The 12312-nt window shown below is 63.8% G+C and carries 8 protein-coding genes; 4 read left to right on the forward strand and 4 right to left on the reverse strand.

Annotated elements, in window-relative coordinates; translation table 11 throughout:
- Positions 1-81 precede the first annotated feature (81 nt).
- On the reverse strand, positions 82-1620 hold the full coding sequence (locus tag M511_RS09445; RefSeq protein ID WP_085502027.1) for a DUF2125 domain-containing protein: 1539 nt from the start codon (positions 1618-1620) through the stop codon (positions 82-84).
- A gap of 82 nt (positions 1621-1702) precedes the next feature.
- Between M511_RS09445 and M511_RS09450 the strand changes: the two genes are divergently transcribed.
- Positions 1703-2323 (forward strand): enoyl-CoA hydratase/isomerase family protein, encoded by a 621-nt coding sequence (locus M511_RS09450; protein ID WP_010391839.1) that lies wholly within the window; start codon positions 1703-1705, stop codon positions 2321-2323.
- Between the two features lie 84 nt (positions 2324-2407).
- Here M511_RS09450 and M511_RS09455 read toward each other — a convergent pair whose 3' ends face one another.
- The 3 genes from M511_RS09455 to ahcY form a co-directional block, all read right to left on the reverse strand.
- Positions 2408-2749, reverse strand: coding sequence for a DUF2853 family protein (locus M511_RS09455; RefSeq protein ID WP_010391836.1), 342 nt, complete (start codon positions 2747-2749; stop codon positions 2408-2410).
- Between the two features lie 87 nt (positions 2750-2836).
- Entirely contained in the window at positions 2837-3271 is a 435-nt protein-coding gene (locus M511_RS09460) for an HIT family protein (RefSeq protein ID WP_010391835.1), read from the reverse strand.
- A 70-nt stretch (positions 3272-3341) separates the two neighbouring features.
- Positions 3342-4733, reverse strand: a complete 1392-nt coding sequence (ahcY, locus tag M511_RS09465) for an adenosylhomocysteinase (protein ID WP_010391833.1) — start codon at positions 4731-4733, stop codon at positions 3342-3344.
- 178 nt (positions 4734-4911) lie between these two features.
- Between ahcY and M511_RS09470 the strand changes: the two genes are divergently transcribed.
- The 3 genes from M511_RS09470 to M511_RS09480 all read left to right on the forward strand — a co-directional run bounded on the left by M511_RS09470 (position 4912) and on the right by M511_RS09480 (position 12310).
- Complete coding sequence (locus M511_RS09470) at positions 4912-5835, forward strand: glucokinase (protein ID WP_085502062.1); 924 nt, start codon at positions 4912-4914, stop codon at positions 5833-5835.
- An 89-nt stretch (positions 5836-5924) separates the two neighbouring features.
- Positions 5925-7805 carry an autotransporter assembly complex protein TamA gene (locus tag M511_RS09475; protein WP_085502028.1) on the forward strand — a complete coding sequence of 627 codons (1881 nt, stop codon included), beginning with the start codon at positions 5925-5927 and terminating at the stop codon, positions 7803-7805.
- Positions 7805-12310: a translocation/assembly module TamB domain-containing protein gene (locus M511_RS09480; RefSeq protein ID WP_085502029.1), complete on the forward strand. Its 4506-nt coding sequence runs from the start codon at positions 7805-7807 to the stop codon at positions 12308-12310. The genes M511_RS09475 and M511_RS09480 overlap by 1 nt, the downstream gene beginning before the upstream one ends.
- Positions 12311-12312 lie beyond the last annotated feature (2 nt).

A 12312-nucleotide genomic window follows, 5' to 3' on the forward strand; every position in this document is an offset into this window, starting at 1 on the left:
AAAATGAAGGCGGGGGCGCGGACAATGCCCGACCCCCGCGAAAGCATCCCTCAGGGCGCGTCGGTGCCGCGCCGCGCGGGATTACTTGATTTGTTGGCCGTTGGCAAAGATCGAGCCGTCTTCCTTGAACTCAAGCTTGGTTTCCAGCTTGTCGTCGCCGACCGGCTTGGCAAACATGGCCATCATCATCCGCACGCTCATGGCCTGATCTTCGGGGATCAGCCCGATGGTGCTCAGCTTGTCGATCAGGCCGTTGACGCCTTCGTAGCTGGCGTTCAGTTCACCCACCGGGGTGGTCATGTCGCCGCTTTCGGGGGCTTTCAGCGCACCTTCGGCGTGGATCTTGGCGCCAAGCGCGTTCAGCGCGACCTGGTTGATGGTCAGGTCGATCGGTTCGAAGGGCGGCTCGTCCGAGGCCATATCGCCGGCACCCTCGTCGGAAGAGGTGTCTGCGTCAGCCATCGTGGCCGGATCGAACAGATCCTTGATGACCTTCATCGTGCCGGTCACGTCGATATCCAGCGTGGCCGGATCGCGCGGCAGTTGACCCTGGGCGTCGAACAGGTTCCAGATCGCATCGCCAAGCGTCAGCCCGGTCAGCGAATAGGTGAACTTGAAGGGCTGCGCCTCGTCCGACTTCATTGCGGGCAGCTGAACGTCGAAACTGCTGCTTTCAATGGCGTAGTTGATCGGGAAGGGCAGGTTGCTGCTGGCCAGCTCGAAGGTGTTCGCATCGGTGCCGGCCTGATAGCTGACGCCTTCCGAGGACAGCGAAAAGCTGAAATCAAGGCCCTTGCCGTCGTATTTGCCCGAACCGCTGGTGGGCTGGTCGTACTCATCGGTGCCCGAGAATTCAAAGCTGACCGCCAGCGCACCGGCTTTGGCCAGACCGTTCATGGCAAGACCGGCTTTCAGCGCGGCATTCATGTCTTTGCTGATGTCGGCGATGCCGTCGGCGGGGACGACCATGTCGCCCGAGGTTGCGACGCCTTCGATGCTGCCGTCGAATTTGACATTCACGTCATCTTCGGACGTGATGTCGCCCGTAAAGGTGACCTTGCCGGTCTTGACGTCATAGTCATACTTTGCGGGGGTACCTGCGACAAAGTGCATGGTGCCGACCGAATCCGCCAGGCCGATCTTAACGGGCAGTTTGGTTTCTTTATCTTCCGTCGTGATCGAGCTCAGGGTGATATCGATGGTCGGATAGTTGAGCTCATGCGTCATATCCTCGATCGCACCCGAGGTAACGGCGGTGTTGCCGGGCAGGTCGATGGTAAAGGGCAGAGCGTATTTCGCGCCCTCGGGGTTAACGCCATGCACCTGGCCGGTCATCTGATCGGCATAGACGGTGCGGACCTTGCCATCGCCGATATCGCTCAGCACGATCTGGGGAATGGTGAGGTCAACCCGTCCTTCCGGAGTGCCACCTTTGACGGTGATTTCGGATACGGTCAGCGTATCGCCAGCCGCCTCGCGCTTGCCTTCGGACACGCTATAGCCAACCGACTGATAATACTCGACCCAAGACTGCCAGACCTGTTCCGGGGTTACATCAGCAAAAGCCGGAGCAGTCATGGCGGCCAGTGCCAGGGCGGAGCTTGTCAGTCGCAGGTTCATTTCTTAACACCTTTCAGGGCGAGAACAGATAAATAACGCCACCCGGCTTCTGCCACAACCAGCGCCCGGGGCCAAGGAGGGAATGATGGTTATCAGTGAATTCATTGACGGAATTGGTCGCATCATCATTTCGCGCCCAGCTAAGGCCAACTCTTTGACCGGCACGATGCTGGCCGAGCTGACGGCTTCATTCGATGCGCTTGCTGCCCGGCCCGACCTGCGCGCGGTGATCCTGACCGGCGAAGGCAAGGTCTTTTCCGCCGGTGCCGATCTGGATGAGGCGCGCACAGGCCTTGCCCTTTCCCCCGAGTGGGAGCGCCTGTCGTCCCGTGTCGCCTCGATGCCCTGTCTGACCATCGCGGCGCTGAACGGCACGGCGGCGGGCGGTTCGCTGGGCATGGTGCTGGCCTGCGATCTGCGGCTGGCGGTGCCTGAGGCAAAGTTCTTTTACCCCGTGATGCGTCTGGGCTTTTTGCCGCAGCCAAGCGATCCGCAGCGGTTGCGGGCGCTGGTCGGGCCGTCCCGGGCCAGGATGATCCTGATGGCCGGGCAAAAGATCCCCGCCCCGGAGGCCCTGGCCTGGGGGCTGGTGGATCGGCTGGTCCCGCCCGAGTCTTTGCTGGACGAGGCCGCGGCGCTTGCAGCCGATGTTCGCGCCGCCAGTGCCGAGCAGGTGGTCGCGATCAAGCGTATGCTTGATTAAGGTGCCAGGTCGGCGCCCTTTGGGTCGCGCAAGGGCGGGCGGCCCTGCCCTTGCGGTTGCCGGCTTCTGACCCGTCAGGCGGGTTCAGGCATAGACCGACTGTTTGCCGAAATGCGTGCAGAGCATGTAATAGACGACCGCACGATATTTGTTGCGGTTCGAGCTGCCGTATTTCGCGATGACCTCGTCGATGGCTGAGGAAAGCTCGGGGCCATCGGGCAAGCCCAGCTTGTTGATCAGGTAGTTGTTCCTGATCCGCTCAAGCTCGGTCTTGTCCGAAGCAGCCACGGTTTCCGCATCCGCGTTATAGATCGACGGCCCGCAGCCGATGACCACCTTGGTCAACAGATCCATGTCGGGCGTAATGCCCAGCTTGTCCTTGAGATCGGCGGCATATTTGGCGATCAGATCGTCGCGCTTGCTCATGATTGTCCCCCTGGGGTTTGGTCCGTCCCAAGAGAAAGCCTAGCGCCGGTCCGACGAATATCAACAGAAACCGCGCGTTCGCGGCGATTAGCCGCCAAAGGCTGCCGCCAGCGCATCCGAAATTGCCGCGCCCTCATCGGCGGCAAGCTGCGGAACGATCGCAAAATCCAGCACTCCGTCGCGCAGATAGGCTTGTGATGAGACGTCGTGTTCGTGGTGCATCGGCACGACATGTGCATGTGCATGGGCGACATGGATGCCGGTATAGAACAGCGCCACGCGCCTGACCGGGTAAAGCACCTTCATATGCCTGGCAAGGCGTTGCGCGCAGGTGGTGATGCGGGTGGCAAGCGCCTCGGGCAGATCCTCGAAGAAGGGGTGATGCTCTTTCGGGATGATCAGGCAATGGCCGGGGCGGATCGGGTGCAGGTCCAGAAAGGCAAGGATCTGGTCGTCCTCATACACGCGATGGGCGGGCAGATCGCCGCGTGCGATGCGGCAGAACAGGCAAGCGTCGGACATGCGGGCGGCCCCTCCTCATCCTCCCCGGCATTTGCGGGGCACGGCCCCTTTCAGGGCCGTGCCGGCAGTATCAGTAGCGGTAGTGATCCGATTTGAACGGACCTTCGGGCGTCACGCCGATGTAATCGGCCTGTTCCTTGCTAAGCTTGGTCAGCTTGACGCCGATCTTGTCCAGATGCAGGCGGGCAACCTTTTCGTCCAGCGCCTTGGGCAGGATATAGACGCCCGGAGCATATTCGCCGTGCTTGGTCCACAGTTCGATCTGTGCCAGTACCTGATTGGTAAAGCTGGCCGACATCACAAAGCTGGGGTGGCCGGTGGCATTGCCGAGGTTGAGCAGCCGCCCCTCGGACAGCAGGATGATGCGATTGCCCGAGGGCATCTCGATCATGTCCACCTGATCCTTGATGTTGGTCCATTTGTGGTTGCGCAGGGCCGCGACCTGAATCTCATTGTCGAAATGGCCGATGTTGCCGACGATGGCCATGTCCTTCATCCCGCGCATGTGCTCGATGCGGATGACGTCGCGGTTGCCGGTCGTGGTAATGAAGATATCAGCGGTCGAGACGACATCCTCAAGCAACACCACCTCGAACCCGTCCATCGCGGCCTGCAGGGCGCAGATCGGATCGACCTCGGTCACCTTCACCCGCGCGCCTGCGCCACGCAGCGAGGCGGCCGAGCCTTTGCCCACGTCGCCATAGCCGCAGACCACCGCGACCTTGCCCGCCATCATCACATCGGTGGCGCGGCGGATGCCGTCGACAAGGCTTTCTTTGCAGCCGTATTTATTGTCGAATTTCGACTTGGTGACGCTGTCGTTCACATTGATGGCAGGGAAGGGCAGCAGTCCTTTCTTGTGCAGGTCATAAAGACGATGCACGCCGGTCGTGGTTTCTTCGCTGACGCCGCGAATGGCCTCGCGCTGGCTGGTGAACCAGCCGGGAGAGGCGGCCAGCCGCTTGCGGATCTGGGCAAAAAGCGCCTCTTCTTCTTCGCTGGTCGGCGTGGCGATCAGGTCAGTCTCGCCCGCCTCGACCCGTGCGCCCAGCAGCACATACATGGTCGCATCGCCGCCATCGTCGAGGATCATGTTGGCGGTGCCTTCGGCGAACTGAAAGATCTGGTCGGTATAGGACCAGTATTCCGGCAGCGTCTCGCCCTTGACGGCAAAGACCGGGACGCCAGCCTTGGCGATTGCCGCTGCAGCGTGGTCCTGGGTCGAAAAGATGTTGCACGACGCCCAACGCACCTCGGCACCCAGCGCCACCAGCGTTTCGATCAGCACGGCGGTTTGTATGGTCATATGCAGGCTGCCCGCGATCCGGGCGCCTTTCAGCGGCTTTGCTTCGCCGTATTCGGCGCGCAGGGCCATCAGGCCCGGCATCTCGGTTTCGGCGATATCCAACTCTTTGCGACCGAAATCGGCCAGGGCGATGTCTCGGATGATGTAATCGGTCATGGTGGCCTCGCGCATCTGCTGTTGGCGCGCCATAACATTCCCGGGCTTTGCCTGCAAACCGAAGCCGCGCGGCAGGGGATGAAAGCAGGTCGCCCGATAGAGATGTGAGCGCTAGCAGCCTGGCGCGGAATAGCCTAGAAGGCCCGCAGCAGACTGCGGCTAATGTATGGGGGCAGGCATGGCGATCCTGTTGGCGGATGTGGGTGGCACCAATGCGCGTATGGCGCTGGCGCGGGATGGGGCGCTGGATACGGGCGCGATCACGCGGTTTCGCGGCGATGACCATGCGACCTTTGACGACGTAGTTGTGAAATATCTTGCCCAGCAGGGCAGTCCCCGGATCGAGGCAGTCTGCGTTGCCGTCGCCGGGCCGGTCTGGGGCGATGAGGCGCGGCTGACCAACCGCGACTGGACCTTTTCCGAGGCGCGGCTGCGGGCTTTGTCGGGCGCACCGCGTGCCCGGCTGATCAACGACCTGATCGCGCTGGGCTATGCCACTCCGGCACTGGATGGCGAGGCGGCGGGCTTTCTGCGCGCCGCGCCAAAGGGTGCACTGTCGAACGGTCAGCGGCTGGTGGTGAACGCAGGCACCGGGTTCAATGTCTGCGCGGTCAAGGTACTGCCCGAAGGCGGCATCGCCTGCCTTGAATCCGAAGAGGGCCACACCCGACTGCCGCAATCGGTGGCTGAGCCGCTGATCGCCGCCTTGGGCGAGGCGGGCCGCGCCATTGATTCGGTCGAGGAGCTGTTCGCGGGCCGCGGTCTTGCCCGGCTGCACAGTATGCGCGTGGGCCAGCCTCAGGGCCGGGCCGAGACGGTGGTTGAGGCCGCCGCCCGGGGCGATGACATGGCCGAGGCGACGCTTGCCCTTTATGCGCGGCTGTTTGGCCTGTTCTGCCGCGAACTTGCCTTGCGGTTCATGCCGATGGACGGGCTGTTTCTGGCTGGCAGCGTGGCGCGTTCCTGCACAGACAGGTTCGGGATATTCGAGTGTGCTTTCCTGTCCGATCCGCTGATGGCGCGCATTCCGCAGGCCGTGCCCGTCGGGGTAATACGTGACGACATGGCCGCATTGCATGGCTGTCTGGCCGCAATCCGCTGAAATTTACCCTGAACGGGGCTGCTGCGCTGGATTTTGCCTCCACTCCCTGCGATGCTCTGGCAAAACGCCAGAAACAGGGCAGTCAGGCAATGAAAAGCTGGATCAGGGCAGGTGCAGTTGCCGCGGTCGCATTGAGCGCCGGCGCGGGGGTGGTCTGGGCGCAGTCCTCGGCCTCATCCTCGCCGTTTTCGGGCTGGTTCGGGCGCGGCGACAGGAACGCTTCCTCTCCGGTTCAGCTGGATATCAAGGTTAGTGGCGGCGACGACGATCTGCTTGCGGCGATCAGGCAGACCTCATTGCTGGTCAGCGCCCAGGACGAAGGCCGGGTGGCCGGACAGGATATGCTGGCGGCGGCGCGGGGGGATTATGCCCGCATCCTGGGGGTGCTTTACGATCAGGGCTATTACTCGGGCGTCATCGACATCAGGCTGGACGGGGTAGAGGCGGCAAGTATTGCACCGCTCGATGCGCCCAAGGCGGTGCGGCAGGTGGTTGTCTCGGTCCAGCCGGGGCCGCGTTTCCGCTATAGCCGGGCCGAGATTGCGCCGGTAGCACCCGGGACGGATCTCCCACGCGACTATCGCCGGGGTGAGATCGCCCGCACCGGCGATATGAAGAATGCCGCGCTGGCCGGGGTCGAGGGCTGGCGCAATGTCGGCCACGCCAAGGCGGCCGTCGCCGAGACCGAGATCATCGCCGATCACGTCGCCAATCAGGTGGACAGCCGCATCCATCTGGCGCCCGGCCCGCAACTGCGCTTTGGCAAGCTGACGATCCGGGGCGAGAAACGTATGGACCCCCGCCGTCTGCGCAAGATCGCAGGCTTTCCCGAAGGTGAGCGTTTCGACCCCGAAAAGCTGGAGGATGTGCGCAAGCGCCTGCGTCGCTCGGGCGTATTCTCGGCCATCACCCTGACCGAATCGGATTACATCGGTCCCGGAAATACGCTGGATGTCGACCTGCTGGTGACCGAGCAAAAACTGCGCCGTCTGGGCGCGGGTTTTGAATATTCCAACACCGACGGCCTGTCGCTGACTGGCTACTGGATCAACCGCAACCTTTTCCGCGGCGGCGAGCGGCTGCGCGTCGATGCCAGCATATCGGATATCGGGGGGGATACCGGGCGGGATTACAGCCTTGGGCTGCGCATTGACCGGCCCGCGACCATCACCGCCGATACGACCGGCTATCTGATTGCCAGGGTCGATAGCCTTGAGGAAGAGGATTACGATCTTGAATCCGGCACCTTCGGTCTGGGCTTCACCTGGATTCCCAGCGATGAGCTGACAGCCGATATCGCCCTGCAATACCGCGCCCTTAAGGTCGATGACGACAGTGGGCGCACGAATTTCCGGCTGCTTGCGCTGCCCGCCTCGGTCACCTGGGACAAGCGGGACGATACAACCGATGCCAAGCGCGGCTACTGGCTGTCGGGCGGGATCACCCCCTTTGTCGGCCTGCGGGATGGGACCGGCTCGGGCGCGCAGGTCGTGGCCGAAGGCCGCACCTATTACAGCTTTGGCACCGATGATCGCTTTACGCTGGCAGGGCGCGTGCGGCTTGGCACCGTCGTCGGCCCCGAGATCGAAGAGACACCGCGCGACTATCTGTTCTGGTCTGGCGGCGGCGGCACGGTACGCGGCCATTCCTATGAATCGCTTGGCGTCGAGGTGATCGAGGGGCCCGAGGGCACCGTCAAGACCGGAGGCATGTCCATCGTCACCCTGACCGCCGAGACGCGTATCCAGATCCGCGAACGCATCGGTCTTGCCGTCTTTGCCGACGCTGGCCGGGTGTGGGAGGACAGCGCCTGGTCCGGTGCCAGCGGCTGGCAGGCGGGCGCGGGCGCGGGCATTCGCTATCGCACTCCGGTCGGGCCGCTGCGCTTTGACATCGCTACACCCGTCGGCGGCGGCGATGGCGATGACGGCGGGGTGCAGGTTTATATCGGTCTGGGGCAGGCGTTCTGATGCGTGATCTGGTTTATCGTCTTGCGTTCGCGCTTTGTCTGGCGCTGACCGCCCCGCTGGCGGCCTTGGCGCAGGACAGCGCCGCCGAGATCTCGCAGCAGGTCGAGGACGACAAGGGCTTTATCACCCGGTTTCTTGAGGAGAAACTGTCCGGTGCCGGGCGGCAGGTGGTGATAGATGGTTTCCGGGGTGCCCTGTCCTCGCGCGCGACCTTTGACCGCATGACCATTACCGATGACGACGGCGCGTGGATCACGCTGGAAAACGGCGCGATGCAATGGACCCGCTCGGCGCTGCTGGCTGGCCGGGTCGAGATCGACGAGCTTTCGGCCGAGCGGGTGATCCTGCCGCGCCTGCCCGGCGGCGGCGAAAGCGCGCCCCGGGCAGAGGCGCGCGAGTTCTCTTTGCCCCAGCTGCCGGTGGGCGTGAATATCGACCGCATCGCCATCAGCCGGGTCGAGCTTGGTCAGCCGGTGATCGGGCAAGAGGCGGTGATCGCCATAGACGGTTCGATGAACCTGTCGGGCGGCGAGGGTGAGACGAAACTAACCATCAATCGCGTGGACGGGCCGCGCGGCGAATTCGCGTTGGATGCAGCCTTTTCCAACGAAACCCGGGTTCTGCGCCTTGACCTGAAACTGGACGAGGACCGCGACGGTCTGTTCGTCAACGCGGTTCAGCTGCACGACCGTCCCGCTGTCGCTGCCGAGATCGCGGGCGAAGGGCCGTTGGCGGATTTCAACGTCAGCATCAAGCTGGCAACTGACGGCCAGCCGCGTGTGACCGGCACTGTCTCGGTCGATTCGGTCGAGCAGAGCGGTGCGCCCGGCACCGCCTTCCGGGCCGAGCTTGGCGGCGATGTCGCTGCGCTGGTTCCGCCCCAGCACCGCGCCTTTTTCGGCAGCCAGTCCAAACTGTTGGCCGAGGGCTGGCTTGGTCAGGATGGCCGGCTGGTCATTCCTTCGCTGCAAGTGGCGACCGATGCTTTGCGCGTGGACGGAAACCTCGCCACCACCAGCCGGGGTGCACCTGAAAGCGCGCATCTGACACTGCTTTTAGGACAGGACGCAGGTGCGGCCAAGTTGCCGGTGCTGTTGCCCTGGGCCGACAAGCCGACAACGGTGCGTTCGGGCAACCTGCGGCTGGATTACGACGCAACGCAGGGCTCGGGCTGGGTGCTTAAGGGCGTGGTGGGCGATATCGCCCGTGACGATGTCTCGCTGTCCGAACTGCGCGTGGACGGTCGTGGCCGCGTCACCCTGACGGCCGAGCAGGCGCTTGAAGAGGTGCGGGGCTGGGTCGCCTTTGGCATGGACGACCTGACCCATTCCGACCCCGGTCTGGCGCAGGCGATGGGTGATACGCTGAACGGCGGTCTGAACTTTGCCTTTACCCCCGGCAATGCGCTGCGGCTCTGGGGCATGAACATCAACGGCGCGGATTTCGGCTTCAAGGGCGAGGCGACGGTTTCGGGTCTGCGCACCGGCATTACCTTGTCGGGCGACATTACCGCACAGCACCGCAATATCGGGCGCTTTTCGACCCTGGCCGGGCGCGAGGTTGGCGGCACGGCTGACGCACATATCAAGGGAAGCTATGCCCTGCTTGGCAAAGGTTTTGATGTCGAGGCGCAGGTCCTGGGCAACAATATCAGCGTTGGACAGGAACATGCCGACCGGATGCTTTCAGGTCAGTCGCGGATCGGGCTTAGCGCGCGGCGTGACACTTCGGGCATCAACCTGCGCAAGCTGACGGTGAACGCACAGAACCTGACGGCCGAGGCGCAAGGGCGGCTGGACAGCTATTCAAGCACGCTGACCGCGACCATCGACATGCCGGATCTGTCGGTTGCCGATCCGAACTTTGCCGGCAGCGTCAGGACCGAGGCTCGTGTGACCGGAGCATCGGGTGCACGCAAGATTACCCTGACCGGCAAGGGGCAGGATCTGGTCACCGGCATGGCCGAGCTTGACGGCGCCCTGAAGGGTGAAACCGACCTTCTGGTCGAGGCGGTTGAAAAGGGCGGGAATTTTGAGGTTCAGACCCTGCGGCTGAGCAACCCCCAGCTTGACGCGCAGGGGCGCGGCAATTTCGCGCCGGGGACGATGGATGCGACGCTGAACTTCTCGGTTCCTGATCTTGCGGTGCTGGGCAACGGCCTGTCTGGTGGGCTGACGGCCGAGGCCACGGCGGTCGAACAGGACGGCGCCCGCCGGATCGAGCTGACCGGGCGCGGTACCGACCTGCGTCTTGGCCAGAAGGATGTCGAAGGTGCGCTGACCGGCGTGACCGATCTGCGCCTCTCGGCTGAGCAGCGCGGGGATGAGATTACTGTCCACGATTTCAACCTGACGAATGAACAGATGCTTGCTTCGGCGCGCGGGCGCATTGCGCCCAGCGGCACTGACATGACCGGGCAGGTCGATGTGAAATCCCTGGCAAGCCTTGGCCGGGGCTGGCGTGGTGCGCTGACCGCGCAGGGCAGCTTTAAGGATGACGGGACCGGCGCGCGGTTGCTGGACGTGACGGGCACCGGAACCAACCTGTCCTTTGGTCAGACGCAGGTCGATGGCGCGCTGGCGGGCGAGACAAGGCTGGTTCTGCGCGGTGTCGAGCGCGGCGGCGTTCTGGCGATCGAGACGGCGACGGTCGAGAACCCGCGCCTGCATGTCGGCGCCGAAGGCCAGCTGGGCAAGGGCGCGACCGATCTGACTGCGACCCTGCGCGCCGATGACCTGCGGTTCCTGGGCCGCGGTTTCCGTGGTGCGGTGAATGCCACAAGCCATGTTGTGGACGAGCAGGGCGGCGGGCGGCAGATCACCGCGAATGGTTCGGCCCGGGGGCTGGGCGTTGGTAATCCGCAGGCCGATGCCGTCCTTGCCGGCGAGACCCGCTTTGATCTGGCCGCCGCACAACGCCCGGATGGCAGCCTGACTGTCAGCCGGCTGCGCGCTGGCAACGGCCAGTTCAGCGTCACCGGTGACGGCAACCCGACCGAGGGGCTTAATCTGGATGCCAGGCTGAACAATCTTGCGCTGCTGGTGCCCGGGTTCCCCGGCCCGCTGACTGTGGCCGGGCGTATCCAGAACACCGGTCGCGCCTATGATGTGAACCTGACGGCGACGGGACCGGGCAATACGCAGGCGCGGATAACCGGTTCGGCGGCGACGGACCTGTCCACTGCCGATATTACAGTCAATGGCAATACCAATGCTGCTGCTGCGAACCCCTTCCTGCGTACCCGCTCGGTCGAGGGGCCGTTGAATTTCGACCTCCGCCTGAACGGGCGGCCGGGACTTGAGTCCCTGTCGGGCCGGGTGTCGCTGACCAATGGCCGACTGGCCGAGCCGCGCTTTGGGCTGGCGGTGGCTGGCCTGAATGCGAATGCTGATTTCAACGGCGGCCGGATCGACGTGAATGTGCAGGGCGCGGTCGAGGCGGGCGGGGCGATCACCGTGACCGGCCCAGTCAATCTGACTGGCAATCGCCAGATGAATCTGGATGTACGGCTGGCGAATGTCGTGTTGCGCGACCCGAACCTTTACGAGACACGGGTGAATGGCACGATCAACGTCGCGGGCATGCTGGGACAGGGGCCGATGGTTTCGGGCCGGATCGACGTCGGCACGACCGAGCTGCGCATCCCCTCGACCGGGCTTGGTGGGGCCAAGGCTATCCCGGATATCATCCACCGTTCGGAACGCCCGCCGCAACGTCAGACCCGCGCCAAGGCCGGGCTGCTTGAATTCCCCAGCGAAGCCTCGCGCGAGGCGGGGATGGCCGCGCCTCCGGCAACGCCCCCGGCGCATCCGGCACAGTTCGATCTGCTGATCTCGGCTCCTGATGAGGTGTTTGTCCGCGGTCGCGGCGTCGATGCAGAGCTGGGGGGCGAGATCCGCCTGACCGGCAACGCCCGCCAGCCCATCCCCATCGGCGAACTAGAGCTGATCCGTGGCCGCGTCGACCTGCTGGGTAAGCGTTTTGACATGACCGAGGGTCTGATCGAACTGCAGGGCAGCCTGATCCCGGTCATCCGGCTGGTTGCCCAGACACAGCAAGACGATATCACCACCCGCATCATCATAGATGGTGAGGCGCAGGACCCCGAGATCACCTTTGAATCCTCGCCCGAGATGCCGCAGGAAGAGGTGCTGTCGCAGCTTTTGTTCGGCCGTGGCCTCGACAACATAAGCGCCTTGCAAGCCGCGCAACTGGCAAGTGCCGTGGCAACGCTGGCCGGGCGTGGCGGTGAAGGGATCGTCGGGCGGCTGCGCGCCTCGACCGGTCTCGACGATCTGGACCTGACGACGGATGATCAGGGCAAGGTCTCGGTCAGGGCGGGCAAATACCTGTCCGAGAACCTTTATACCGATGTGCAGGTCGACGGTGACGGCAAGACCAAGCTGAACCTGAATCTTGATGTCTCCAAGACGCTGACCGCGCGTGGTTCGGTGGATAGCGAGGGCGATAGCGCCATCGGCCTGTTCTACGAACGCGACTACTGATC

It is taken from the genome of Paracoccus sp. J56, from assembly GCF_019633685.1.
Taxonomy (GTDB): Bacteria; Pseudomonadota; Alphaproteobacteria; order Rhodobacterales; family Rhodobacteraceae; genus Paracoccus; species Paracoccus kondratievae.